33 protein-coding genes are annotated in these 24,459 nt (G+C 60.7%); 10 read left to right on the top strand and 23 right to left on the bottom strand.

Annotated elements, in window-relative coordinates; translation table 11 throughout:
* Window positions 1–206 precede the first annotated feature (206 nt).
* Window positions 207–1,076 (bottom strand): AraC family transcriptional regulator, encoded by an 870-nt coding sequence (locus AC3G2C_RS10295; RefSeq protein ID WP_488384535.1) that lies wholly within the window; start codon window positions 1,074–1,076, stop codon window positions 207–209.
* Between the two features lie 131 nt (window positions 1,077–1,207).
* Between AC3G2C_RS10295 and AC3G2C_RS10290 the strand changes: the two genes are divergently transcribed.
* Complete coding sequence (locus tag AC3G2C_RS10290) at window positions 1,208–1,951, top strand: SDR family oxidoreductase (RefSeq protein WP_488384534.1); 744 nt, start codon at window positions 1,208–1,210, stop codon at window positions 1,949–1,951.
* Between the two features lie 290 nt (window positions 1,952–2,241).
* Here the strand turns inward: AC3G2C_RS10290 and AC3G2C_RS10285 are convergent, their stop codons facing one another.
* Window positions 2,242–2,772, bottom strand: coding sequence for a hypothetical protein (locus tag AC3G2C_RS10285; protein ID WP_488384533.1), 531 nt, complete (start codon window positions 2,770–2,772; stop codon window positions 2,242–2,244).
* Between the two features lie 8 nt (window positions 2,773–2,780).
* Window positions 2,781–3,830 (bottom strand): YaaC family protein, encoded by a 1,050-nt coding sequence (locus tag AC3G2C_RS10280; RefSeq protein ID WP_488384532.1) that lies wholly within the window; start codon window positions 3,828–3,830, stop codon window positions 2,781–2,783.
* 565 nt (window positions 3,831–4,395) lie between these two features.
* Here AC3G2C_RS10280 and AC3G2C_RS10275 point away from each other — a divergent pair.
* Both AC3G2C_RS10275 and AC3G2C_RS10270 read left to right on the top strand, forming a co-directional pair.
* Entirely contained in the window at window positions 4,396–4,809 is a 414-nt protein-coding gene (locus AC3G2C_RS10275) for an HNH endonuclease (protein WP_488384531.1), read from the top strand.
* Window positions 4,810–4,901: 92 nt separating this feature from the next.
* A complete protein-coding gene (locus AC3G2C_RS10270; protein WP_488384530.1) occupies window positions 4,902–6,494 on the top strand; it encodes a DUF4365 domain-containing protein in 1,593 nt (530 codons plus the stop codon).
* An 86-nt stretch (window positions 6,495–6,580) separates the two neighbouring features.
* Here AC3G2C_RS10270 and AC3G2C_RS10265 read toward each other — a convergent pair whose 3' ends face one another.
* From AC3G2C_RS10265 to AC3G2C_RS10255, 3 genes are read right to left on the bottom strand one after another with little or no spacing between them, the layout of a single operon-like run.
* On the bottom strand, window positions 6,581–7,348 hold the full coding sequence (locus AC3G2C_RS10265) for an ImmA/IrrE family metallo-endopeptidase (RefSeq protein ID WP_488384725.1): 768 nt from the start codon (window positions 7,346–7,348) through the stop codon (window positions 6,581–6,583).
* A complete protein-coding gene (locus AC3G2C_RS10260) occupies window positions 7,338–7,745 on the bottom strand; it encodes a hypothetical protein (protein ID WP_488384529.1) in 408 nt (135 codons plus the stop codon). Before AC3G2C_RS10260 ends, AC3G2C_RS10265 begins: the two co-directional genes overlap by 11 nt.
* Window positions 7,742–8,371, bottom strand: coding sequence for a hypothetical protein (locus AC3G2C_RS10255; protein WP_488384528.1), 630 nt, complete (start codon window positions 8,369–8,371; stop codon window positions 7,742–7,744). Before AC3G2C_RS10255 ends, AC3G2C_RS10260 begins: the two co-directional genes overlap by 4 nt.
* On the opposite strand from AC3G2C_RS10255, the gene AC3G2C_RS10250 reads away from it, so the two are divergent.
* The 5 genes from AC3G2C_RS10250 to AC3G2C_RS10230 all read left to right on the top strand — a co-directional run bounded on the left by AC3G2C_RS10250 (window position 8,354) and on the right by AC3G2C_RS10230 (window position 11,213).
* On the top strand, window positions 8,354–8,725 hold the full coding sequence (locus AC3G2C_RS10250; protein ID WP_488384527.1) for a DUF2188 domain-containing protein: 372 nt from the start codon (window positions 8,354–8,356) through the stop codon (window positions 8,723–8,725). The genes AC3G2C_RS10255 and AC3G2C_RS10250 overlap by 18 nt on opposite strands.
* A 60-nt stretch (window positions 8,726–8,785) precedes the next feature.
* Window positions 8,786–9,022: a hypothetical protein gene (locus AC3G2C_RS10245; RefSeq protein WP_488384526.1), complete on the top strand. Its 237-nt coding sequence runs from the start codon at window positions 8,786–8,788 to the stop codon at window positions 9,020–9,022.
* A 361-nt stretch (window positions 9,023–9,383) separates the two neighbouring features.
* Window positions 9,384–9,632, top strand: a complete 249-nt coding sequence (locus AC3G2C_RS10240) for a multiubiquitin domain-containing protein (RefSeq protein ID WP_488384525.1) — start codon at window positions 9,384–9,386, stop codon at window positions 9,630–9,632.
* On the top strand, window positions 9,607–10,803 hold the full coding sequence (locus AC3G2C_RS10235) for a DUF6791 domain-containing protein (RefSeq protein ID WP_488384524.1): 1,197 nt from the start codon (window positions 9,607–9,609) through the stop codon (window positions 10,801–10,803). The genes AC3G2C_RS10240 and AC3G2C_RS10235 overlap by 26 nt, the downstream gene beginning before the upstream one ends.
* Window positions 10,800–11,213 carry a ubiquitination-like system serine protease family protein gene (locus AC3G2C_RS10230; protein WP_488384523.1) on the top strand — a complete coding sequence of 138 codons (414 nt, stop codon included), beginning with the start codon at window positions 10,800–10,802 and terminating at the stop codon, window positions 11,211–11,213. Before AC3G2C_RS10235 ends, AC3G2C_RS10230 begins: the two co-directional genes overlap by 4 nt.
* Window positions 11,214–11,250: 37 nt before the next feature.
* Here AC3G2C_RS10230 and AC3G2C_RS10225 read toward each other — a convergent pair whose 3' ends face one another.
* Window positions 11,251–12,330 (bottom strand): site-specific integrase, encoded by a 1,080-nt coding sequence (locus AC3G2C_RS10225; protein ID WP_488384522.1) that lies wholly within the window; start codon window positions 12,328–12,330, stop codon window positions 11,251–11,253.
* A 105-nt stretch (window positions 12,331–12,435) separates the two neighbouring features.
* On the opposite strand from AC3G2C_RS10225, the gene AC3G2C_RS10220 reads away from it, so the two are divergent.
* Window positions 12,436–13,356, top strand: coding sequence for a DNA-binding protein (locus AC3G2C_RS10220; protein ID WP_488384521.1), 921 nt, complete (start codon window positions 12,436–12,438; stop codon window positions 13,354–13,356).
* Window positions 13,357–14,123: 767 nt separating this feature from the next.
* Here the strand turns inward: AC3G2C_RS10220 and AC3G2C_RS10215 are convergent.
* From AC3G2C_RS10215 to AC3G2C_RS10165, 11 genes are all read right to left on the bottom strand, one after another.
* Complete coding sequence (locus AC3G2C_RS10215) at window positions 14,124–14,264, bottom strand: hypothetical protein (RefSeq protein ID WP_488384519.1); 141 nt, start codon at window positions 14,262–14,264, stop codon at window positions 14,124–14,126.
* Entirely contained in the window at window positions 14,264–15,424 is a 1,161-nt protein-coding gene (locus AC3G2C_RS10210; RefSeq protein WP_488384518.1) for a zonular occludens toxin family protein, read from the bottom strand. The genes AC3G2C_RS10215 and AC3G2C_RS10210 overlap by 1 nt, the downstream gene beginning before the upstream one ends.
* On the bottom strand, window positions 15,424–15,735 hold the full coding sequence (locus AC3G2C_RS10205) for a DUF2523 family protein (RefSeq protein WP_488384517.1): 312 nt from the start codon (window positions 15,733–15,735) through the stop codon (window positions 15,424–15,426). The genes AC3G2C_RS10210 and AC3G2C_RS10205 overlap by 1 nt, the downstream gene beginning before the upstream one ends.
* 2 nt (window positions 15,736–15,737) lie before the next feature.
* On the bottom strand, window positions 15,738–17,042 hold the full coding sequence (locus tag AC3G2C_RS10200; protein ID WP_488384516.1) for a hypothetical protein: 1,305 nt from the start codon (window positions 17,040–17,042) through the stop codon (window positions 15,738–15,740).
* Between the two features lie 107 nt (window positions 17,043–17,149).
* Window positions 17,150–17,365: a major capsid protein gene (locus AC3G2C_RS10195; protein WP_488384515.1), complete on the bottom strand. Its 216-nt coding sequence runs from the start codon at window positions 17,363–17,365 to the stop codon at window positions 17,150–17,152.
* A gap of 218 nt (window positions 17,366–17,583) precedes the next feature.
* Entirely contained in the window at window positions 17,584–17,871 is a 288-nt protein-coding gene (locus tag AC3G2C_RS10190; protein WP_488384514.1) for a hypothetical protein, read from the bottom strand.
* A complete protein-coding gene (locus tag AC3G2C_RS10185) occupies window positions 17,868–18,836 on the bottom strand; it encodes a rolling circle replication-associated protein (RefSeq protein ID WP_488384513.1) in 969 nt (322 codons plus the stop codon). Before AC3G2C_RS10185 ends, AC3G2C_RS10190 begins: the two co-directional genes overlap by 4 nt.
* A gap of 92 nt (window positions 18,837–18,928) precedes the next feature.
* A complete protein-coding gene (locus AC3G2C_RS10180) occupies window positions 18,929–19,123 on the bottom strand; it encodes a hypothetical protein (protein ID WP_488384512.1) in 195 nt (64 codons plus the stop codon).
* Window positions 19,113–19,304: a hypothetical protein gene (locus AC3G2C_RS10175; RefSeq protein ID WP_488384511.1), complete on the bottom strand. Its 192-nt coding sequence runs from the start codon at window positions 19,302–19,304 to the stop codon at window positions 19,113–19,115. Before AC3G2C_RS10175 ends, AC3G2C_RS10180 begins: the two co-directional genes overlap by 11 nt.
* Window positions 19,305–19,360: 56 nt before the next feature.
* Window positions 19,361–19,561 carry a hypothetical protein gene (locus tag AC3G2C_RS10170; protein ID WP_488384510.1) on the bottom strand — a complete coding sequence of 67 codons (201 nt, stop codon included), beginning with the start codon at window positions 19,559–19,561 and terminating at the stop codon, window positions 19,361–19,363.
* Entirely contained in the window at window positions 19,558–19,692 is a 135-nt protein-coding gene (locus AC3G2C_RS10165) for a hypothetical protein (RefSeq protein WP_488384509.1), read from the bottom strand. Before AC3G2C_RS10165 ends, AC3G2C_RS10170 begins: the two co-directional genes overlap by 4 nt.
* 331 nt (window positions 19,693–20,023) lie before the next feature.
* Between AC3G2C_RS10165 and AC3G2C_RS10160 the strand changes: the two genes are divergently transcribed.
* Complete coding sequence (locus tag AC3G2C_RS10160) at window positions 20,024–20,476, top strand: helix-turn-helix domain-containing protein (protein ID WP_488384520.1); 453 nt, start codon at window positions 20,024–20,026, stop codon at window positions 20,474–20,476.
* Between the two features lie 540 nt (window positions 20,477–21,016).
* On the opposite strand, the gene AC3G2C_RS10155 is transcribed toward AC3G2C_RS10160, so the two are convergent.
* The 5 genes from AC3G2C_RS10155 to AC3G2C_RS10135 all read right to left on the bottom strand — a co-directional run bounded on the left by AC3G2C_RS10155 (window position 21,017) and on the right by AC3G2C_RS10135 (window position 24,258).
* Entirely contained in the window at window positions 21,017–21,157 is a 141-nt protein-coding gene (locus tag AC3G2C_RS10155; RefSeq protein WP_488384519.1) for a hypothetical protein, read from the bottom strand.
* On the bottom strand, window positions 21,157–22,317 hold the full coding sequence (locus tag AC3G2C_RS10150; RefSeq protein ID WP_488384518.1) for a zonular occludens toxin family protein: 1,161 nt from the start codon (window positions 22,315–22,317) through the stop codon (window positions 21,157–21,159). The genes AC3G2C_RS10155 and AC3G2C_RS10150 overlap by 1 nt, the downstream gene beginning before the upstream one ends.
* Window positions 22,317–22,628 (bottom strand): DUF2523 family protein, encoded by a 312-nt coding sequence (locus tag AC3G2C_RS10145; protein WP_488384517.1) that lies wholly within the window; start codon window positions 22,626–22,628, stop codon window positions 22,317–22,319. The genes AC3G2C_RS10150 and AC3G2C_RS10145 overlap by 1 nt, the downstream gene beginning before the upstream one ends.
* A 2-nt stretch (window positions 22,629–22,630) precedes the next feature.
* Window positions 22,631–23,935, bottom strand: a complete 1,305-nt coding sequence (locus tag AC3G2C_RS10140) for a hypothetical protein (RefSeq protein ID WP_488384516.1) — start codon at window positions 23,933–23,935, stop codon at window positions 22,631–22,633.
* Between the two features lie 107 nt (window positions 23,936–24,042).
* Window positions 24,043–24,258: a major capsid protein gene (locus AC3G2C_RS10135; RefSeq protein WP_488384515.1), complete on the bottom strand. Its 216-nt coding sequence runs from the start codon at window positions 24,256–24,258 to the stop codon at window positions 24,043–24,045.
* Window positions 24,259–24,459 lie beyond the last annotated feature (201 nt).

Raw genomic sequence — 24,459 nt, 5'->3', positions numbered from 1 at the left:
TTATGGCGATAGCCATCGCTTGTGATCCGGTGTGGTATTTCGGCTTTAGCACGGCCCCTGGTAGGGGACGTTCGCTTCAGCGCCGCTGCCATCACAGCCTTGTCACAGCCGTCCGGATGGCCAGACCCTGGCTGGCAGTCCAGACAGTTGTTGACGATGGTCCGTCAGGGCAGAGCTGGCTTGAAGAGAGGGGCAAAATTTCGGCATCAGGCCGATGGTCGCAGCAATGTTAGATCGTTGCTCGGAGCGACGCCAAAGCACTTCCTATATTCGCGACTGAACTGCGAAGCGCTCGCATACCCGGTGGCGAATGCGGTCGACGTCACATTGCTGGATCCCGATGCGAGTAGCCGGCGCGCATCAAGCAGTCGGATGTAGCGCTGATACGCCAGTGGGGCATAGCCGGTGATGGCTTTGAAGTGGCGATGGAACGAAGTGACGCTCATGCTGACAGATTCGGCCAGGCGATCAATGCGCATGGGTTGGTCGGCGTGATCGGCGATCCACTCGGCCGCTTTCCTGATTTGCCCAAGCCGCGCGCCATGGCCTCCCATTTGGCGAAGCTGAGTCCCCATGGGGCCCTGCAGGAGCCGGTAGCAAAACTCGCGCTCAAATTGCGGAGCGAGTACTGCAATGTCGGAGGGTGTGTCGAGCAGGGAAAGCAGGCGAGCTAGGGGGTCCAGCGTGCGCTCTTCTGATTGCATCACCGTAATGGTTTTGGCGGGCGACCTAGCGGGGGGATCAGGCATGTCGATTAGCAGGCTCGCGATGACCCCGGCATCGAGCCTCAGTACGAGGCCAATATAGGGTGCGTCCGCGGAGGCCTCGACAACCTCGTGCGAGAACGGCAACCCTACCAGGGCAGCCGCGCACATCCCGGGCCGGAAGATGTAGTCGAGTCCGGCGAACGTCAGGCGCTTTTCGCCTTGAAGCAAGAGATATAACGAGGCTTCAAAGAGGCCCGGAGCACAGGCGCCCGGCTCGCGCGCAGACCTGATCGTCAAGCCGGGTACGATCGTGGGTTTTCCTGACGAATTGAGGTGGCGACAGGCGGTCTCGGTCAGTCTGGTAAGCACGGCAACCTCGATGTTTGGGTTTGCAAACTAGCCGGATTGGCAGGATTAGGCAAGCCTTCGGAGTCATGACGGATGCGGCATGAGCAGCGTCAATCGATAGTTGCTCGGCCCTTCCACTCAACGAGGCTTTCATGTCTTCTAAAGAAGTCGCGCTCATCACGGGCGCAAACAAAGGTATTGGCCTAGCGGCCGCTCGCCAGCTCGGCGAGCAGGGCTACACCGTCTGGCTGGGGTGCCGGGATGCGGCACGTGGCGACTCGGCGGTATCCGAACTGCGCAGCAGAGGGCTTGACGCGCATCTATTGGTTCTGGATGTCGCCGACACGCAAAGTGTGGCCGAAGCCAAAGAGAAATTTCAGGAGCAAGCCGGCAAGCTGGACGTGCTGATCAACAACGCAGGCATCAGTCTTGGCGGCGTTCCTGTGCGTGTTACACAAGAAACCGTAGATGACATGCGCGCGATGTTCGAGGTGAATACGCTTGGACCGATGCGCGTCACACAAGCATTTTTGCCACTGCTGCGGCGTTCGAAAGCTGCGCGTATCGTGATGGTAAGCAGCACGCTGGGATCCATTTCCGACACCCTGGACATGGCCAGCCCCATATGGAACGCCGGCTATGGTGGATATTCGGCGACCAAGAGTGCGCTGAACATGCTTACCGCGAAGCTAGCGAAAGAGTTGTTGCCCGAAGGCATGAAAGTGAACGCGGTGAATCCCGGATACACCGCCACCGACCTCAATGACCACAAAGGCTATCGAACAGTGGAGGCAGCCGCGAAGGTGATCGTTGAACTCGCAGCTTTCAATGTCATGGGGCCAACGGGCGGCTTCTTTCATGACGGCCACAGCCATCAGAACCGGCATCCGTGGTGAGCCCGTGGGCCTGCCGCTGAGGCGACAGGCCCACCTCTGCATGATTTTTACTTCTAAGGCCTGTCGCTGCCACTCAAAGCACTGAGCACGCTGGAGTGCGTGCGCCAGTCGAACACATTCGGATGGCCGATGCTGGTGGCGCCGGACCAGCGGGCGCTGCGCCGGCTGGGTGCGTCACGACCACCTGCGACCGTGGCTTCAATGTTTGGGTTTGTGATTAGCCCGTGTTATCGGGGGTAGGAAAAGGCAGCTTTCGACCCGGAGCGGTGTTGGGGCATGACCGCGATCAGTTACGAATAGGCGTTTTCAATAGAAGGTTTTGAGCGCAGTGCTGCACATATTGCGTCCCGAGCCGTCGTCGGAGAGTCGTAGGGAATTACCTTGGCGACAGATGGCAGTCCAAGAGCCATAAGCGAGACATAGCCATCTCCCACTTGCAGTTGGTGGCTGGTGTGATCCGGATTTTCGTAGACAACTGGAGTCGCCCGGTGTGCTCCGCTAGTCTGAAAAAGGATCACGATAGGGATCGCGTTCGACGCCGCGATCTGAAGTTCTATCCCCAAGCCTGTCGAAGGAAAACTGGATTCTGCGACGACGACATCCGCCCATTCGACCATCTCCTTGTCCCACAGGTAACACAGCCGCGCCCGTTCATTGAACGGTTTCTCCGCGAGCTGGGGGTCACTATTGCGTAATGCGTACTTGACCTCAGCCCCCAACTCTCGCGTGAGATGTTCGGCGATCCCGTGAAGGAGATGCACGTAATCGTCGAACGCATCACGAGGCACATGCGTGAGAGCACAAGCGAGATAGATTTTCATGGGGTGTATTAGGTCGCTGGTCGAACGTTTGGCATCATGAATTGCTGACCTGTCAGCTCAGCCGCGATCTCGTCGATGAACTGGATGGGGGACATGCGTATGAACTCAGTGAGTAGCCAGTTTTTTTGACCGGCAAGAAACGCCGCCAACTGCATCGGGCGATACCTGCAAATTTCGCTCAATCTGTGCATCGCAAGAAGCGTGCAGGTAAGTGGAGAGCGGGCCAAGCGTGCCGGTCCGGGGACGACAGCCTTTGCGTACCACAGTGTTTGAGAGCCCGCGAGATACTGGAGATCCAAGCGTAGCGAGCTGAGGAAAGCAGAGGCTTGCGCAATGGAGGCGGGTTGCCGATCAAGGGTCGGAGATGTCAGGTTGAACGACGCGCGCGATCGTATCGCCCTATCGTCAATGACCGCGAGATCGCGTACCAGTTGGGCTGGCAAACGGCGCAAATATTTCGTGCTGGCAAAGTCTTCAGAAAGCCGAGCTGTAAGGTACGCCTGGCCCGTGGCGTCGTCGAAAGTCAGACGGCAATCAGTAAGCGGAAGAAACATGTCTTCCTGGCGGGTGTAGGTCAGGCAAAACGTCCGATGGACGCACGGCAGGTTGAAGAGTAGCTGCTCGAGGCTGTGAACGGTTGCTGTTTCGGGCTCACCAAGATAGCTAGATAATGCAGGTGCCACACCGTGATTCAAAATCCGGACGCCTTCGTTCGAGAGGGTAATCTTGGACGTTGCACCGCGCATATTGTGGGCGCGAACTCCGTGATGCTCTCCGAATACGACCCCTTTAGCGACCAAGAGAGCCTTGGTGGCATTCATGAAGGAGTAGTAGAGGAGCAGAGGGGCCGATTCCACGGGGAGGCCGCTCGCGGCCGACGCAAACGTTTGCGCCTGCTGCCAGAAGAACAGGGCCTCGCCCTTGCCCTGCCGTTTGAGCCAAAGCGACACATATTCCCAGTGACTGTTAGTCAGTACTGTCCGTGTGCCCAATTGCGGCGATGTAGTTGCCTTATGAGGTTTGACCTCGCGTCCAGCGATCTTGACCGGCTCCTTCACGGCGGCATCCTCAAATGCACTCTCTTTGCAGAAAGGATATAGGGGGCAGGGGCAAGCTTGCCAGATGGATAGCGTTGATGCCCTCGCCCCGGGGGCAGCACAGAGCTTTTTGCCGTGTTATCGAGGGCACCCAAGCAACTCACAAACCCCCTGTGCTGATTGTTATGCTCGACGTCGCCACATCGCGGCTGTCTACCTAAACCATTCGCCCGTATCAAATGCTGACCATGCCCAAGAAACTGCCCGTAGTCTTCGTTCGGATCCGCTGGAAATACGCGGTGGAGCGGATGCGCCTCGACCTGGCTGCAATTGCAGCCAAGCCTCCGGAGAAGATCACTTCGCACGAGGTCTGGCCAGGGGAAGGGGTAGGGGCTGTGACCTACCAGCCGCGGTTAAAATATCGCGCAGATTCGAACGGCAATCACATCGTCGCGCTGGAATACCTGGAGAAGGACCATCCTGACTTGCAAAGTCTGAAGGTGCCCTGGGGTACAGCCACCCTCACAATTCCTCGCAACCTCACCTGCCCATCCGCTGAGTGGGTTGGACTGCCAGGTGAGGGAGTTTGGACGGCAAGACGAAGAAGGTCGAGCTTCGCGTGGAGGGCCCGTCGGACAAGAAGGCACAAGTGGTCGAAGCGCGGACTGCGCAGGCCCGGTTCAAGCAGGATCTGCTGGAGATGGGGCAGCGGTGCGCGATCACCGGCGAAACGCTTCGCGCGGTCCTTGACGCGGCGCATGTCCAAGCTGTCGAGGACGACGGTCCCGATGAAGCCCACAACGACATCCTTCTCCGGGCGGACCTCCATCGCCTGTACGACGCAGGCTACTTCACGATCAAACAGAACGGTACGCTGTCGCTGCACAGAGACCTGCCGGACAACTATCGGAAGGAGCTCCAGGGGGTCAAGATTGAGCCCAATGTGATCGAACGCATCAGGCCCTACCTAAGCAAGCGCAAGCCAATTTCAGTGCTCTGACTGGGTGCATTTGTCGAAGTGCTCATATGCCGCCGTGATGGGTGGGCACTTTGGCGGGTTCGTGTGGGGAGCTTCGGGAAAGGAACTGGTGCATGGCGAAGGAAACGAAAGCACAGGGAAGCCGTAACCAGCTGACCGGTCGGCGCGGTGAGAACATGGCCGAGGGGCTCCTGCTCGAGTTGGGGCTGCAGCCCCGCCGAGAAGCCTGGGATGACGGAGAGGATTTTTCCATCGAGGTGCCGCGGGAGCCGGGTGGTTGGGAGCGATTGTTCGTACAGGTGAAGGGTTCCACCCGCTTCGATACTACGTCGGACCGAGACTGGAAAGTCAGGATCGAAGCCCGCGCCGTCCACAGGTACCTTGAAGCAACGCATCCGGTCATTTTGCTCGCGGTCGACGTGACCACGGGCGAGATCCGTTGGCACAATTTGGCCACCCTCAAGCCGTCGGCCAGGGCCGTGACCGTCAGAGTCTCGACCGAGGGACGCCTGACAGCTGCCTCTCGAGAAAGCTGGCTTGGTGAGTTGCGCCGCCTGTTGTTCCAGCGGCGCGTACAACTGACGCCCGCACCTTTGGCTCTTGCCGCCGAAGAAGCGCGACTCCAGGCGCTCGATCCCCGACTGAATGTTCGACTCACAGCCGACAGCGGCGGCATCACTCGCACCCTGACGCAAAAGAGTCCTGAGGAAGAGGTCGTTCTCACTTTTGTCGGCGAGCCGGCGGAAAGTAGTCGGCAAGAACTCGAGGAGCTGTGGAGCTTCGGCGTCCCAGTGACCGCGGAATTCAAGGACTTTGTTGTGACTGGCTCGCCTGCCATTGACCATGGGCCCACCGATGCGCGGATAGATTTGAGCGCCGTGCCCACTGAGCTTGTCGTGGCCGTTGGTTGGTACGACCAAGCTGGCGAGTTTCGGGTTGGTGAAGAGGGGCAAGCCGTCTTGTTTCGAGGAGCGCGAGGTTTCGAAGTTCGACTCCACGACGAATCTCTCCCGGTGCGAGTGACCATCCGAGCGGATGCTGAGGAACGCAAGATCCAAGGTACCTTTCGTATGGCCACGGCGGCCTGGACCGGGAAACCATTGGCTAAGCTGCCCTGGTGGGATCGCGTCATGGCCATGCTCAACGGTTTGGCTAACGGGGCGCCACTGGGCATAGCCAATAGGGAGTTTGGAGAGCTGGTCGCGGCTTCGCCACTTGGAACGAATGCCGAGGTTGTCACCTTTGCGAAGAACTGCATCGTGGCACTTGGCCCCATTCCTGTGCTCGTCGAGGTGGCACGACGCATAAGGACGAGCGCGACGTGGCGGGACGGGTTGATCCCACGGCACGAGGTCGAGAGGCTTGAACGCATGCGCGAGCTTCTGGGCGGCTCGGCCATAAGGACCAAACCCCGAACGTGGGGCTGCGTGTTTGAAGGAGATCCACAAGATGGCTTGGCTGTTCCCCGGTTCCACTTCGCCGGCACCCTCGATGTCGAGCTGATGGGCGAGTCGATCGGCGTCCTCGAAGTCGTGTGGCGACTCTCCAACTACGTTTTTGAGCGGCAAGGCAGTGAAGCGAACGGCGTGCTCCTACCCACTGCGGCTGGTGTTTCTCACGTTTTCCTGCCGCAGCCGGGCGTTGATGCCGACAAACTTATTGAGCTTTTTGAAGCCGCCGTGGCGGACGTGCAAAAGGGCCCCTGAGGTCTGGTTGTCGCCACGCGTGAGGTGACGATTGGCCCGTGTTGTAGCGGGTAGAGCTCTAAAGCCGGAACGGAAGGGAGTCAGCTCTATTTCAGGCTCAATATTGTCAGGACGGATCCTTCGGGCAGCTTCATCGATTGACACTGAACGTCTTTGCCCCTCGTGACGGCGCCTGACAACCAACGGCTTGCGGGCTCCAGATGAATTGGTGTGCGTCCGCCCTGGCTCCCGTAAAGCAAGGTAAAAGCAGGGCTATCGTGGTGAAGTTCGGCCGTTATAACGAACAAGTCGGGCGGCGCAGCACGTCCGCGGATGAACCAGCCCGGTCGATTGGGTCGGTGGCACACTACCCATGCCGGGCCCGCCACGTGCCGAACGAGCTTGATGGCCGCAGCCGTCATACTGGACTTGAACGTCTTGGCGAGCGATTGAGCGGCATCCAACGTCGGCGCCAATTCAATGGCCCTGGGTGCGACGAGGTAGTCCGGAAGAACGAGCTGGCTCGCATAGGCGTTGGCTTCCGTTTCCTTGGAGCGAGCCCCCAAATCCGACGGACTGATGTCATCGCTCGAACAGAGCACCCCGCCTGAGTGGCGATCGCGCATCCAGTGGGCAAGCTCGTGGGCCAACGAAAACCGCTGCCGACCGATGTTGGCAGCGTCCTGCTTTACGCTGATGATGCCTCGATCGTCCACTACCACTAGGCGGGCTTCGCACCCGCTCAGCGGTCGATAGCGCACGGCCACTCCTTCTGCCGCCGCAATTGCGTCGAGGTCAATGTGCTCGGGCTCCACAACCCCATGGCGCCAAAGGAGCGCCTCCCCGGGAGAGAAGGCGGTGGGATTAATCCTCATGCTCATCGGGAACAATGGCACCCGCATCCACCAAGTCGTCGTAGAGCGATTTCCAGTCCTCGTCTGATTGATGCTTGCCGTCTCGGTAGGCCAGGCCTAGTTCTGGCCTCGCGGCAAAAACTCCTCGAACCAGCGCTTTAAGCGCGTCGATATCAGGTCGCTTGCGCACGCGCGTACTGAGCGGGACGTATTCGGCGTTACGCACGGGCCGCGCATCACGCAGAACACGAGCCGCCGTCGCACGCATCGACGCCTGCCACCGTTTGGCCTCTGCCTGAGTGTCTACCCCCGCCTCCTTATCCTCCTGGGCCAACTCCTCGGCAGAAAGCGACAAGGCGTCCTGAGCAGCAAGAAGACGCAGCCTCATCAGGTCGTGTCGGTCGTCGCGCTTGCTCATGGCCGCTTTCCGCCCAAACCGAGTTTTGTGAGCCCGCGGCGCAGGCGCCGGCGGGCGGTGTTGTATTGGGTCATCGTCATACCCGCGGACTCCTGAATCTCGCGTGGACGCTGCCCATCGCGCAAGCAGAGCACCAGCATGAGCACCTCCTCATCATCCGCAAAAAAAGCCTCGATGTCGGCGAAGACCTTCGAAGACCTTGCCGACTCAGCAGCGCGCTCCTCTTCGTTCACGCACTCCCCTTCGGCCGACGTTGAGCGCAGCGGTTCAACGGCGAAATCGGAATAAGCGACGCCTTCCGGCACGAAGTCCGCCAATGAGTCCGTGAATGCCTGGGGCAAAGACTCTGCCGAAGCGTTAGCGATCGAGGACATGGTCATGATGAGGAACGCGACGAAAGGCACATCGAGCGGCCAATGCCGCCCTTTAGCCTGGCCAGCACCGTGCATCGCCCGCGCGATTGCTTCATTCATGAGTTCGAGCGGATCGGTGTATTCCGACCCATATAGGAACGCCGAGCCCGCCCGCCGCAACCGGGCGAAGTCCTCGTCGGTCAAGCCCTCGATGGCCGCGCGGATCTGCTCGGCCGTGGCGAGTCGTTTCGATTCATGGTCCGCCAAGTACATCGACGCCTCCTTGACCATCCAATGCGGACGAAAGCAGAAACTCGGACATCGCCCGCCGATGTCCGAGTTTTCCAAGAACGCCGCACCTCCGGGAAGGCGGCTGTCCGCGCCATGATGGAAAGGATACTAAATGAACAGGAAGCGCAATCAGCAGGCTCATCACGTCGGCGGACAGGCCGGTCGCGGCGAGGAGGCCAAGCGCGCTGCGGGGCGTGCGACACCAGGGTCGAGGTAACCGTCGCGGCCCGCAGCATCGCCCTCAACCAGGGCACGGAACTCGTTGCCCACGGGCGTGATGGGCGCACTTCGTCGAAGGACAGTCGGGGCCACGACCCACGCCCGCCGAAAGGCTGAAGAGCATCACTGCTTCGGCGGCCCATCCTTTTTCGGTTACCCGACCACGAGGAAACCACCATGGCCCTGTACAAATATTCGACACATCTAGCCAAGAACGAGCATGCCGCATTCGACGAGCAAAACGAACCTGGCACCAAGACGCAAAACGCCGGCATCTACCGCTGCGTGGCGTGCGGTGACGAGATCGGCATCGCAAAGGGTCACTCCCTGCCGCCGCAGAACCACCACCGGCACGCCGCAGGCGTGGGCCGCATCCGCTGGCAACTCGTCGTCTACGCACAGCCTAAGGGATAACGACCAACACCGGGCAAACGATAGGCGGGTTGGCGACGGGGTGACCCCGCGTGGTGACGTTCGGCGAGAGGCGACGGAGTGCTGGTAGATATAACGGCCGTGGCAGGCGGATCGAGCTGGGCGACCACGTTGAGGTAGGCCATGTGCCAGGCGCTGGCCGCTCAGGTTGGTGCTTCTCGCCGAGCGACAGGCAGAGAGGCGGAGAGGCGGAGAGGCGGAGAGGGTGCAACCCTGCTCCTCGGATGTCCGAGTTTTCGTTGGGCCCCGCATCTACTTCCATGGGGTCGAGAGGTAAATGCGGTGTCTCGAACCACGAGACAGTTATCGACGTTCATCCCGGACATCCTTAGGAGTAAAGCCTATGAACACCGAAAAGAAAAAGACACAGATTTACGTCAACGAGGACAGCCACGAGATCGAGACGCAAACCATCACATACGACCGCGTCGTCGATCTATACCTTGGCGAAGGCAAGCCGCCTTCGAAGCAGTACGTCATCAAGTATTCGCACGGCCCCTCAGAGAACCCGAGTGGAACGCTGGCACCTGGAGAAGAGGTCAAGATCAAAAATGGCATGCGATTCCGTGTTTCTGGAACTGGCGAGTCGTAATCCGTTCGTCCAAGACCTTCACGAACTCGGCTACGACGCCGATTTCGTAGGGGGCTATTTCGTGCTCTACGGGTTGCCGTATCTGGACCAAGCTGGTGCCCTCCAGCACGGCGACCTATTTAGCCCCGTCAACCTCGGTGCCGAATGCGTCATCGAGCCCTGCGGAACGCACCAGGTCTGGTGGCGCGGCGGTCGGCCGCACGGCCCGGGGGGTACTGAACTTGGCATTGGCCCTGCCGCTGCGGCCGTCCAAATCGTCCCCGACGTAATGACCGACCTGGCGTTCTCTTTGAAGCTGCGCGACGACAACCACCAGCCGCGGAACTATGTGTCTTTTCAGGAGAAGATCGGAACTTACCTCGATGTCATCGTTCGGCCTGCTTTGGCAGCGCATCCCGGCGCGACTCCGCTGCGCGGCATCGAACGACGGGCTGCGGAACAGGGCTCGCCCCTTAGATTCCCCGACACGTCGTCGGCGAACTACGGCATCAACGACATCGCCGACCGCCTGCGCGGCAAGAAGGTGGCCATCATCGGACTCGGTGGCACTGGCTCGTGCATACTGGACTCCATCGTCCGAACGCATCTGGATACCATCACGCTGTTCGACGATGACAAGATCCACGTCCATACGCTGTTCCGGATCCCAGGTGTCATAGGCAGAAACGCCATCGGTAAGTCGAAAGTAGAGGCGTTGGCCCAGTACTACGATACTTGGCACGCCGGCATCACACCCGTACCCGAGCGTGTCACCGCCGAGAATGTCGACCGTCTTCGCGGCATGGACTTCGTCTTCGTCTCAGTCGACGACGGACCCTCCCGGCGCTTCCTCATCGACTGGCTGAGCAGTGCGGGCATTCCATACGTCGACTGCGGCATGGGCCTTAACCGGTCCTTTGGCGGCGCACTCAACGGCGTGGTTCGCATCACCGGCGTCGACCGCGGCACCTACGATCGCACCGTCGACACTCCGTACCTGCCAACACTGAACCCGAAGGATGCCGAGTACCGAAAACAGGCACAAATCATCGAACTGAACGTGCTGAATGCCGCTCTCGCCGTTGTCCGCTTCAAGCAGCATTTCGGTCTCTACGAGCGGACCGATGAGGCCGCGTGGCACACATTCGAAACCGCGTCGTTCGAAGCTGAGTCCGAGGCACGTGACCTATGACATATGTGTACGAGGCGGTGGAGCGCACCCCTACGGAGCTGAGCCCGGGCGTTGTCTACCACAACGTGGAGTTTGAGTTGGCGGCGTTCCTGTGCGCTTGCGGTTGCGGCCATCGCATTACTCTCTTAGTGCCTGACGGCCACCGCATTTCCGTGGAGGGATCCGTGCTCTCCATTACCCCGTCGATACTCGTCGCTGACGCGGCGTGCCACTCACACTACTTCATCACCAATGGGGAGGTTGAATGGCTTCAAGCGTTTTCGCCTAGCCAGGCCGAAGCGCTGATGCGGCAGCAGGTGGTGCGACACGTCTCAGCTGACCGAGCGGGGCGCTCGTGGTGGGAACGCGGACGTCGCGCGATACTGCAGGTGACGGGCAGGGTCCGGCGATTCTTCGCGGGAGGCCGATGAGCCAGAGGCTCGCGTTCGATGCGCAAACGGCAAGGGATTATTTCAGTAGCCGGGCAGCGGGGTTGTCTTCCGCTTGCCCGGATTGAAAATACCCAATGACGCTGGCCACCGATCGGTGCTCGGTCATCGCCATCACCGCCGGCAGTGGCACCCCTTGCTTGCCGGCCTCGGTGACGAAGCCCGACCTTAAACTGTGCGCCCCAAAATCCCCCTTAAGCCCCGCCAGGGCTGCTCGTCGCTTGACGATCGTCGCCACCGAGCCTGGCAATAGGGCAGGGCCAACCCGATCCTTCCAGATGCGCCGAAAGATCGCGCCGTCGCGAATCCCTGCCGCCTCGAGCCAGGCCGACAACGCCTGGGCGCTGCGCCCCAGGATCGGTTTGTCGGGCGTCGAATCCACCTTGACGCCTGCCTGCTGCGTCTTCGAAAACTCCAATCGGTAGATGTAGCTGTCGTCACCGGTCTTGCGCAGGTCGCGCAGGTCGGCCGCCGCAATCTCACTGCGCCGGCGCCCGCCACTGGCGAAGCCAAAGCAGAGCAGGGCGCGATCGCGCAGTCCTTCTAGCGAGTCATCGCAGGTGGCCAGCATGGCCTCGAGCTCCTGACGCGTGATCGCGGTTTTCTTGGTCGGTCGCTCGCCGCGTTTCACCGCCGACCGCCGAGCGCGGCTGAGAAGCGTGCGTACGCTGGCCAGCTCGCACGGATTGGTCAGCCGTTTGAGCTTGTGCGCCGTCGATAGCACCGCCACGCGCTGGGTCACCGTCGAGAGTTTGAGCGGCCCGAGGGTTGCCTTGAGGCCGGCGCCCACCAGCACCTGGTCAACCGCCGGCGGCAGCTCGCTGACCAATCCGGCTTTGTTTTTGCGCTGGATGTGGTCGACCAGGAACTGGATCACCACGGCCTCGGTCACCGGCAAAGTCAGCTCGACGCCAAACCGCGCCAGGTGCCAGCCCGCCCAGTAACGCAGAGCAGCGGCGTAACTGCGGGTCGTATTGGCGGCGGCCGCTTCGGCCAGCAGCTCGCGCACGGCGTCGGCGGCCTGCTGGGCCAATTGTTCCGGTAGCACCAGGCTGGAAGCGGGTGCGGCGAGGTCTGTGGAGGTGCGCTTATGCTTCATAATATGTAATGTACATTACGAAATAGGGCATGTACTGGTGATAATCATCACTTATCGCGAGCACGAATCCAAGCGAGTAGGGCGCCGATTGAGGAGAGCCATTTCATGGCACGAGGCATCACCCAAGACCAGGTCAATCGCGCCGCGGACGCCATCCTGGGGGCCGGCGAAAATCCGACCGTGGAGAAAGTACGCGCTGAACTCGGGACCGGTTCCCCTAACACCATTACGCGCATGCTGGATGCGTGGCGCAGTCAGCTCGGGGAGCGATTGCGGCAGCTGAACGCCCTGCCCGACGTGCCCGACACGGTGGGGCAGGCGATGATTGAGCTGTGGCGCCTAGCTACTGAGCATGCTGAGGGTGTCATCAAGGGCCGTTTCGCTACCGCGCGGGCTTCGCTAGAGGCAGACCAAGCCCAGTTGGCGAAAGAGCGTGAAAACTGGGAGGCTCGGCTGCAAGTAGCTGAAACCAGCGCAGCGCAAGCACAGGCCGCCCGGGATCTCGCCGAGCACGCTTGCGCCACTCTCGACGGCCAACTGCAGGACAGTCATGCGCTGCGCGCTGATCTGGTGCAGCAGCGCGATCGCCTGCAAGACCAGTGCGATGTTCAGTCTGCACAATTCCAGATGCTTCGGGCCCAGCTGGACGAGAACCAGGCCGCTTTGCGGACAGAGCGTGAGCGACAGGAGGCGTACATTCGCGCTGTCGAAGAACGTGCGCACCTAGAAGTCGACCGTGCTCGACAGGACGCCAAGCAGTGGCAACAACGGCACGAAGGTGCAGAACGGGTTCATAGAGATGCTGTAGCGTCCATGCAGAGCCAGCTCAATTTAATCGTCGCCCAGTCGCGTGACCTTGAACAAGAGACTGCGCGGCAGGCTGGCCAGATCGCCGGATTGGAAAAGGCGTTATCGGAAGCCTATGCGGCGACGGCAAAACCCAAGCGTCCGCTTTCTCCGAAAGCAAAGACATCCACACGCGCTCGCGCACCAAAGAAGTCGCCGGTAGGACCTGGCCGCAAATAGCCCGGTGTCAAAAGATGACCGAATATGCGGACATGACACGATTAGCGGACAGACGACAGAATTAAGAGGACTGCGACACCTAGTGGCTCTTCGTTTCGCCATAAGTGCCATTATTTCGCATAATGTATATTATGTCAAATTATGGGCGTCGCTTTCGTCGCCGTTTTGGCACGCTACTTGCGTGGATGCGCAATTTCTTGCGCATGGACGCTAGGTATGCGGTTTAAATGGCACTTTGACTCAGCGAATCAACGCCTTAACTCACCTTTCGGCTGGTCCATCACGGTGCGCGAAATTGCCACGTGGCTGCAAGACCGGCTCTACCACCGACACGACCTGACCGGCCCCTGGGCCGGCTGGCGTGTCCGTGGTCGCTATCTCAAGGGCCCGGGCGGCCAAGTCTGGACACCCGAAAGCCTCGCGCATAAAGCACCGCCAGAGCCATAAGGCACTGGCCTCGCCCTCCAAAAGCTGCGCTTTCTCCGGTCAAGTCCAGGTAGTTCAAAGGCAGTGCCGAGACCGGCACTCAGCGAGCCAAAGGCACTGGCCTCGCCTTCCCAAACCTGCGGTTTGCTCAGTCAAGTCCAGGTAGGTCACAGGCGGGAACCCGCTGGGATTCCCTCACGAGCAACACCCTAAAAGCGGGTTTGGCGGGAAGGTGCTGCGCGATCGGTGAACCTTCGCAAGCCTTGCGGCACAAGGGTTTCGCCGGGAATGTCCGCTGAAAAGCGTATCCGTAGGGGTTGCACCCCTACACCCCAGGGCAATCAGGCCCGCCTGGCCGAGATCACGGAACGAATGTAATTGAAGGCATGTATGAGCGCGCGGGCGCCCGCGATAGCACCGATGATCGCGGCCACACCCTCCGTCACTAAACCAAGATCAGCCAACAACGCAACGATGGGCATTACGGGTTCCCTCCAATGGCGATTTGATGCTCAGGCGGACTGTAGCTTTGCGGAATGCTTGGCTTGGGCCAGTAGCCCTCGGCTGAGCCGACTTGCGCTATCGCCGGCACCTGCGGCGCTTCGGCTGGCCTCTCGGGCTCTCTGGCCTTATCGCGGCCCTCTGGGTGCACGTGTTCTAACGGCCGGCGAAACGGGTTGTAGACCCCATCGCGCGCAATGGCTCGGCACACGCCGGCCTCAATCTCGTATTTCGTGCCCTGCTCCGTATGGCACGTGCAACGACCATCATCCACCGCAATGCAGAACAGGTCCGGCACGCCCTGCACCTGAAGGTGGTCATACGCCGCTGCGGTCCATGGGTGTCCCGGTACGCGTGGCGCGATCCACTTTTCATAGTCACGGCGCCGCAAATCATCGTCCGCGTCTTCGGATGAGCGGCGCGAGCCACCACCCGATGACGCGGAATCACTGGCCGGCACGTCTTTCGACGCCATGCCACTGAACGAATGCTTCACCCACCAACCGAGGGCGCCAATCAACGGCAACAGCACAAGCGGCGCGTAGAAGAACCAGGGCAACTTTTTCTTGACCGTGTGCTGCGTCGCGCTGGTGTAGAGCTTGTAAACCTCTTTCGGATAGCGCCATGTCGGGCCACTAATGTAGTCAGATCCCTTGGCACAATTGGACTCAAAGCGGTCCCACGTTTTCAGCACCGCCACGTTGAAGCCGAACTTGCGTCGCACGTGAATGTGCGGGTCAATCAGGCCCTTAACGAAACTGTCGATCTGATCATGCTTTTGGCAGAGAAGAATAATGTCGTAGCCGTGATGGCGATGCCGCGCTAGCGCATCAATGTGCGGCGGCACCTTGGCGCCCGAGGCGCGCGAAGGCATGTAGTCGTAGCACTCATCCAAGATCATCACCGAGCCGTGCGGCAGCAATTGCCACTTAGGCATCTGGCGGCCCTGATCGTCCTTATCGGCTGGATCGTACTCAGTGAACTTGTGAGGGAACGGCTTAAAGCCCGTGGCCTCATAGTCCAGGCCCTTAATGCCGTCCACGTACACGTCGCGGCCGGCCTTGACGAACTCCAGGCCCTTGCTGATGGCAAGCAGCGTTTTGCCGTGACCAGGTTGCCCGGTGATGAGTGTGATCGCCATTACACGCCCACCTTGCCGACCATCAAGTTGGATGCCAGCTTGGTAGCGCCGGCAGAGAGCACCATCACCATGGCTTTGTCGAACTGCACGTAGGTCACAAGGTTCCACACCTCAGGGCTCAGGTTGCCGGCGTAGCTCATCAGCAGCGCCTTGACCTCCGGCATCACGTATTTGTACGTGATGAACGCGAGGCCAAGCGTGCCAAAAATCCGGCCAATGATGCCGCCGGATTTCATGAGCATAGTGCTGATGAAGATGCCTATCAGCATCTTCAAATGCGTCCAAAGCCAACCTTTCAGCCCTTCAAACATGCCTATTTCTCCGAAAGAATGCGCAGCGAGAAGAACATCGCTAGCAGCAAGATGAAATAGCCCGCTGCGCGCAGCACGTCGCACCATGCGTCGAGCTGCATCGACTTGCTGAGCTGCAACCACTCAATGTTGATATCGGGGAGTCGCGGGCATGTGGCGCCGCCACCACCAAAGCCGCTCATGTCCAGCTTGTCCAGGACGCTGACCTCTTTGGTGAAGCCTTCACCGGGCTTCTCGCCGATACCGTCAAGACCAGGCACGCTCTTGTCGCTATCGTCAGCGCCCTGTCCGCCGTCTGCGCACCGCAATAGCCAGGTCTGCCGCGCGATCATTCCGAGAGCGGGACTACCTTCAACGATCGGCGGGGTATTGCAATCGCCGCCACCGGAAGCGGACGTGCCATCACCTTTCTTGTCGCCGTCACCACTGCCCCCATCGGTGCCTGAGGGCGCGCCCTGATCGCCCGGGCTGGCACCATTGTTCGCGCCAGAGCCAGCGCCGTTGTAGTTATTAACCGTGGTGTTCGAGACCGGCCCTTTGCCGGCCTGCGAGCTGAAATTGTCGGAACCCGCAATCTGCGTGGGCGGGTCTGAAACGGGCGGGTTTGGTGGAGTCGGTGGGGGCGAGCCCGCACACAGCGTGGTACTACCTGCGGTTGCACAGCTCGGGGACGTTCCCGAACTTCCAGACGGCCCGGAAACGCACACCTGCCCTGCGTCACCCGTAGCGCAATACTTGTTCGACCCAGGGTCGTAGCACGAGCCGCCGCCGCACACCTTAGGTGGCGGAGGAACCGGGTCGGCATTGTCTCCCGGGGGTTCCGTGTACTCGCCGGTCGGCGTCCAGGTTGCATTTCCCGTGCACACCTGCTTGCCCTGCCAAGGCACACAGACCTTGACCGCCTTATCGTCATCCGCTTGCAACTTGTACTTGCAGCCAGCGTTCACGACCTCTGTGTTTGAGCCGTCAAAGGATTTCTTCAGAGGCGGACGCGCCTTGCAAATATCGCCGTAGGGTGGATCACCGGAGAAAGACCAGTAGTACGCGTCATAGCAATAGCCGGGCGGGTGGGCGCCGTTGGTAGGCGCTGCGCAAGACTCAAGCCAAACTTTGTTGCCAACGACATGGCACTTCCCTGCCAGCCAAGACAACGTGTTGTTGTTTCGAGCCCAGTTGGCCTTGTAATCCAGGCAACCCGCCATAGCGGCGTCATACGAAGGATTGCTCGTAGCCAACGCAGCGCGCGGGCTTAGCGCGAACGCGCCAACCACAAGCGCAAAGATCAATCCCCAGAGAGCGCGAGCCATCCCGCCCCCAGCACTGCAATCAAGACAAACCATCCGGCCATCGCTGCGCCCTCCAAAGAAAAGGGCGGCAGGAGTGACCTGCCGCCATAAACTGCCTCACCTCCGCGTCACTTACTCATGGCGCGGCGGATCAGGTTCCATGCCACGATGACAACGAGTGCACCCGCTACCGCTCCAATCACGGCGACGAGCTGCGGGTTGACGGCGGTGATCTGCGTCACGATGCCCGAACTCAGATCGTCACCCGCAGCGAAGGCTGGCGCGGCGATAAAAGCGCTTGCAACAGTGGCAGCGAAGGCTGTGGTCTTGGTCTTCAGGTTCATCAGATACGTCCTCTCAATGCATAACGAATAAGCCGCCCGCAGTAGCCAACACCCCACGCCGTGAGAATCGCTCCGGCGATGGCGAGGCCTTGAGGTCCGGTGAGGGGCGGCAACCCACCGGGCGTTCCTTCAATCCAGTGCGGGTCGCTGCACTGCCCCGAACTGGCGTCGATCGATTCCGAGGGGCAGTACAGGTAGGGCATAACGACCCCCTGCCCTTACTTCGCCGGTACCGCAGGCGCGGCAGCGGGCTTCGCCTGCGCGAGCGGCACGAGCTTCACTCGGCCCAGCGCAAGCCGGCCATTGCTGATCGAAAAGCTCCGCGCATCGAGCGTCGCGGGGCCGGGCGCGACCGGCTCATCACTGGAGAACTCGAACGAGTTCACCAGGCCATCAACCTCCACCGTCGCCCACTGCTTCCAGTAGTCGCGCACCACGCCGTCACGCTCGAAACGCGCCGCCTCCGGCTCGCGGGCGAGCACGGTAATCACCAAAGCCTTGTTCATTGCACTGTCTCCGTTATTGGCGGTATGTCCCGCCACGCAAATACCCGCCCTGATGGCAGGACCGTCACTTTCCACTCAGAGGCGAGAAACTCGCCCGTCACGCGGTTCACATAACCGCCTGTCACCTTGCGAATGTCAGCGGCACCGCCAAACGCTTCACGCGCGAAGATCGGCGCTCGCCACCATCGAATAACCCGCTTGCCTTCCGCCGTTGCGCCGCATACGCCATACAGCCGCGCGCCCTTGGGCACGTGCTTCGCCTGCTCCGCGCTGAACTTGCTCGCGTACTTCGCCATGTAGGCGACCGGCCGATTGATGTGCACTTTGCTGCTCAGCACGTGCGCGAAGCCATGCGGCCACCAACCGGCCTTATGTGGGTTGGGGAAGTAATCGCGTGCGCGCACCCAGATCATGCAGTGGTAATGCGGGCGGCCGCGCTTGGTAAGCTCCATAACCCACACCATGCGCATCTGCGTCCCGTTGCAGTTGCGCTTAAACCAGTCGCGCACGTGCCGGCGAAAATCGCCGACATGGCCAGCCTCCCAGGCGCCATCCTGCGCATAGGTCAGCGTCACGAAAAGACGACGCCACCGCACATGCTGCTCATCCACGTGTGCCGCAGCGTCCAGAATGTGCGCCGAGTTGCGCACCGCCTTCTGTAGCTTCCGCACACGTGACGAATAGACGTCTATTTCTAATACCTCGCGAGCCCGTGCTCCCTTTGTTTTATATGGGTCAAGTTCCGCGGGCGCGGCTGCGCCGCGCCCGCCGCTCGCGACGCTCGCGCCGTGCGCGTCGCTTCCGCTTTCGCTGCTTTCAAAGCCAAAAAATCGAGCACGCGCCATTTCCTTGAATGGTGCGTCCATCGCGTCTTGCTGCGCCGCTCGCTCTGAATAGTGGCGCGCAGCAAGCTTGCCCAGCGCCGCCACGCCGCCATCGAGATAACGCGCACTGCGGCGCGACATGCGAGGCTCTGGAAGGTCTAGCGCACTGGTGCCGGCGAGAGGGCCAGCCCCTTGGCGAAGTGCGTAGAAGTCGGTCGGGCGGCCGTCTGGAATCATCGCGCCACCCCAAACGAGCCTTCGAGCAGATCGAGGTCAAGCTCGATGCCGTCCTCCAGGGCGGCATCTAACAAGACCATGGCGCAGGTAGCGTAAGCGGCTTCCAAATTCACCAACCCCAACAGGCCGGCGGCCTCGCCATGAATGTGCATCGCGGCAATGCGGCCGCTCAGTTCCGTGTCAGCGGCCACGCTCGCGCTCCAGAAGAATGCGCAACTGGCCTTCCCAGCGGCGCAGGTAGTCGGTGACTTTCTCGCGCCGCTGCAATGCGGCCACGGCCATCGACAGGCCGGCATGCACGCCCTCGACATACACGAGACGCGCATCGCGCTGCACCGTGTCGGGACCCTGCCCTACGCGTGCGGCATGCATGCACACGCGACGGTCAAAGGCCGTCGCACTCTCTGAGATGGAGCGAACCGGGCCGCTCACCCGTGCAGCCTTCGCATGGCGCGATCAAATCGACGCCAGCGCGGGAGGCGGCGCAGGAACAGCCAGAGGCAGTACCACGACGCCTCACCCAGCAACTTGCCCGCCCAGCATGACGCTGCGGCGCCAAAGAAGAAGGCGATGGATAGCGCGCCGAGGGCTTCGGTGAATTGGTCTGCCGTGATGACGTTGCAAGTCATGGCTTATCGCCTTCGTCGAACGCACAGAACAGCCAGGCGCCAACGATCACCAGCCCGAGCACAAGCACAAACTCGGCCGCGCTTCCGTCATGCGCCAAGGCGCAGTTCTCGGCGAAGGGAGGGCACTGCATCACGCCCACCTCTCGCCGTGAACGGAAGCTGCCCAGCCCTTTGCGCGAATGCCGCGCATATAACTGGCCGCATCTACGCGCTTGTCGAAGAACAGAGAGAAAGGGCCAAACCAGCCGCGCGGGTCCACACAATCCACGCGGTACTGCCAGGGCTTGAGCGGGGCAACGAAGTCGAGGAAGGTCCGAACGACCCGAAGGCGTCGGGTGCGGCGCAGAGCGGCGCGGAAAGAGGCTGTGGCGTGCATCTGGACCCCTGTTAGTTCAGACTACCGTGGTAGGGCAAACTACCAATGCCCCGTGGTACTGTCAAGTTGAACTAACAGGAGGTCCTATGGACGCCGCGAAGCTGGTATCACTCGCAATGGAAAAACAGAAACTTGCTTCCCTGCGAAAGCTCGCGGAGGCGCTCGGGGTGTCCCACGTTTCGGTGACTCAATGGGTAAACGGAACCACGTGCCCAACGTTCGAATATGCGGCCGAACTGGCAATCATGGCTGGGTTGCCGCCAGTCGCCACAGCGGCAGAGATTCGCCTGGGCTCCAAGGATGGCGTGCGTCACCGCAAGCTGTTGAAGCAAATGAGCGCCTTGGCCGCAGGCGTGGCGCTAGTCGTAGGTCTTTCGCATGCATCCCCTGCCGCCGCGCGGGACGCCGGGCTTTATTCGCATAGCCCGAGCCATGTGTATATTATGTCAAATTATGGGCGTCGCTTTCGTCGCCGTTTTGGCACGCTACTTGCGTGGATGCGCAATTTCTTGCGCATGGACGCTAGGTATGCGGTTTAAATGGCACTTTGACTCAGCGAATCAACGCCTTAACTCACCTTTCGGCTGGTCCATCACGGTGCGCGAAATTGCCACGTGGCTGCAAGACCGGCTCTACCACCGACACGACCTGACCGGCCCCTGGGCCGGCTGGCGTGTCCGTGGTCGCTATCTCAAGGGCCCGGGCGGCCAAGTCTGGACACCCGAAAGCCTCGCGCATAAAGCACCGCCAGAGCCATAAGGCACTGGCCTCGCCCTCCAAAAGCTGCGCTTTCTCCGGTCAAGTCCAGGTAGTTCAAAGGCAGTGCCGAGACCGGCACTCAGCGAGCCAAAGGCACTGGCCTCGCCTTCCCAAACCTGCGGTTTGCTCAGTCAAGTCCAGGTAGGTCACAGGCGGGAACCCGCTGGGATTCCCTCACGAGCAACACCCTAAAAGCGGGTTTGGCGGGAAGGTGCTGCGCGATCGGTGAACCTTCGCAAGCCTTGCGGCACAAGGGTTTCGCCGGGAATGTCCGCTGAAAAGCGTATCCGTAGGGGTTGCACCCCTACACCCCAGGGCAATCAGGCCCGCCTGGCCGAGATCACGGAACGAATGTAATTGAAGGCATGTATGAGCGCGCGGGCGCCCGCGATAGCACCGATGATCGCGGCCACACCCTCCGTCACTAAACCAAGATCAGCCAACAACGCAACGATGGGCATTACGGGTTCCCTCCAATGGCGATTTGATGCTCAGGCGGACTGTAGCTTTGCGGAATGCTTGGCTTGGGCCAGTAGCCCTCGGCTGAGCCGACTTGCGCTATCGCCGGCACCTGCGGCGCTTCGGCTGGCCTCTCGGGCTCTCTGGCCTTATCGCGGCCCTCTGGGTGCACGTGTTCTAACGGCCGGCGAAACGGGTTGTAGACCCCATCGCGCGCAATGGCTCGGCACACGCCGGCCTCAATCTCGTATTTCGTGCCCTGCTCCGTATGGCACGTGCAACGACCATCATCCACCGCAATGCAGAACAGGTCCGGCACGCCCTGCACCTGAAGGTGGTCATACGCCGCTGCGGTCCATGGGTGTCCCGGTACGCGTGGCGCGATCCACTTTTCATAGTCACGGCGCCGCAAATCATCGTCCGCGTCTTCGGATGAGCGGCGCGAGCCACCACCCGATGACGCGGAATCACTGGCCGGCACGTCTTTCGACGCCATGCCACTGAACGAATGCTTCACCCACCAACCGAGGGCGCCAATCAACGGCAACAGCACAAGCGGCGCGTAGAAGAACCAGGGCAACTTTTTCTTGACCGTGTGCTGCGTCGCGCTGGTGTAGAGCTTGTAAACCTCTTTCGGATAGCGCCATGTCGGGCCACTAATGTAGTCAGATCCCTTGGCACAATTGGACTCAAAGCGGTCCCACGTTTTCAGCACCGCCACGTTGAAGCCGAACTTGCGTCGCACGTGAATGTGCGGGTCAATCAGGCCCTTAACGAAACTGTCGATCTGATCATGCTTTTGGCAGAGAAGAATAATGTCGTAGCCGTGATGGCGATGCCGCGCTAGCGCATCAATGTGCGGCGGCACCTTGGCGCCCGAGGCGCGCGAAGGCATGTAGTCGTAGCACTCATCCAAGATCATCACCGAGCCGTGCGGCAGCAATTGCCACTTAGGCATCTGGCGGCCCTGATCGTCCTTATCGGCTGGATCGTACTCAGTGAACTTGTGAGGGAACGGCTTAAAGCCCGTGGCCTCATAGTCCAGGCCCTTAATGCCGTCCACGTACACGTCGCGGCCGGCCTTGACGAACTCCAGGCCCTTGCTGATGGCAAGCAGCGTTTTGCCGTGACCAGGTTGCCCGGTGATGAGTGTGATCGCCATTACACGCCCACCTTGCCGACCATCAAGTTGGATGCCAGCTTGGTAGCGCCGGCAGAGAGCACCATCACCATGGCTTTGTCGAACTGCACGTAGGTCACAAGGTTCCACACCTCAGGGCTCAGGTTGCCGGCGTAGCTCATCAGCAGCGCCTTGACCTCCGGCATCACGTATTTGTACGTGATGAACGCGAGGCCAAGCGTGCCAAAAATCCGGCCAATGATGCCGCCGGATTTCATGAGCATAGTGCTGATGAAGATGCCTATCAGCATCTTCAAATGCGTCCAAAGCCAACCTTTCAGCCCTTCAAACATGCCTATTTCTCCGAAAGAATGCGCAGCGAGAAGAACATCGCTAGCAGCAAGATGAAATAGCCCGCTGCGCGCAGCACGTCGCACCATGCGTCGAGCTGCATCGACTTGCTGAGCTGCAACCACTCAATGTTGATATCGGGGAGTCGCGGGCATGTGGCGCCGCCACCACCAAAGCCGCTCATGTCCAGCTTGTCCAGGACGCTGACCTCTTTGGTGAAGCCTTCACCGGGCTTCTCGCCGATACCGTCAAGACCAGGCACGCTCTTGTCGCTATCGTCAGCGCCCTGTCCGCCGTCTGCGCACCGCAATAGCCAGGTCTGCCGCGCGATCATTCCGAGAGCGGGACTACCTTCAACGATCGGCGGGGTATTGCAATCGCCGCCACCGGAAGCGGACGTGCCATCACCTTTCTTGTCGCCGTCACCACTGCCCCCATCGGTGCCTGAGGGCGCGCCCTGATCGCCCGGGCTGGCACCATTGTTCGCGCCAGAGCCAGCGCCGTTGTAGTTATTAACCGTGGTGTTCGAGACCGGCCCTTTGCCGGCCTGCGAGCTGAAATTGTCGGAACCCGCAATCTGCGTGGGCGGGTCTGAAACGGGCGGGTTTGGTGGAGTCGGTGGGGGCGAGCCCGCACACAGCGTGGTACTACCTGCGGTTGCACAGCTCGGGGACGTTCCCGAACTTCCAGACGGCCCGGAAACGCACACCTGCCCTGCGTCACCCGTAGCGCAATACTTGTTCGACCCAGGGTCGTAGCACGAGCCGCCGCCGCACACCTTAGGTGGCGGAGGAACCGGGTCGGCATTGTCTCCCGGGGGTTCCGTGTACTCGCCGGTCGGCGTCCAGGTTGCATTTCCCGTGCACACCTGCTTGCCCTGCCAAGGCACACAGACCTTGACCGCCTTATCGTCATCCGCTTGCAACTTGTACTTGCAGCCAGCGTTCACGACCTCTGTGTTTGAGCCGTCAAAGGATTTCTTCAGAGGCGGACGCGCCTTGCAAATATCGCCGTAGGGTGGATCACCGGAGAAAGACCAGTAGTACGCGTCATAGCAATAGCCGGGCGGGTGGGCGCCGTTGGTAGGCGCTGCGCAAGACTCAAGCCAAACTTTGTTGCCAACGACATGGCACTTCCCTGCCAGCCAAGACAACGTGTTGTTGTTTCGAGCCCAGTTGGCCTTGTAATCCAGGCAACCCGCCATAGCGGCGTCATACGAAGGATTGCTCGTAGCCAACGCAGCGCGCGGGCTTAGCGCGAACGCGCCAACCACAAGCGCAAAGATCAATCCCCAGAGAGCGCGAGCCATCCCGCCCCCAGCACTGCAATCAAGACAAACCATCCGGCCATCGCTGCGCCCTCCAAAGAAAAGGGCGGCAGGAGTGACCTGCCGCCATAAACTGCCTCACCTCCGCGTCACTTACTCATGGCGCGGCGGATCAGGTTCCATGCCACGATGACAACGAGTGCACCCGCTACCGCTCCAATCACGGCGACGAGCTGCGGGTTGACGGCGGTGATCTGCGTCACGATGCCCGAACTCAGATCGTCACCCGCAGCGAAGGCTGGCGCGGCGATAAAAGCGCTTGCAACAGTGGCAGCGAAGGCTGTGGTCTTGGTCTTCAGGTTCATCAGATACGTCCTCTCAATGCATAACGAATAAGCCGCCCGCAGTAGCCAACACCCCACGCCGTGAGAATCGCTCCGGCGATGGCGAGGCCTTGAGGTCCGGTGAGGGGCGGCAACCCACCGGGCGTTCCTTCAATCCAGTGCGGGTCGCTGCACTGCCCCGAACTGGCGTCGATCGATTCCGAGGGGCAGTACAGGTAGGGC

The organism is Frateuria sp. sgz306004 (assembly GCF_057750885.1).
Note: the sequence above shows the minus strand (reverse complement) of the source record. Positions and strands in the feature narration are given on the sequence as shown.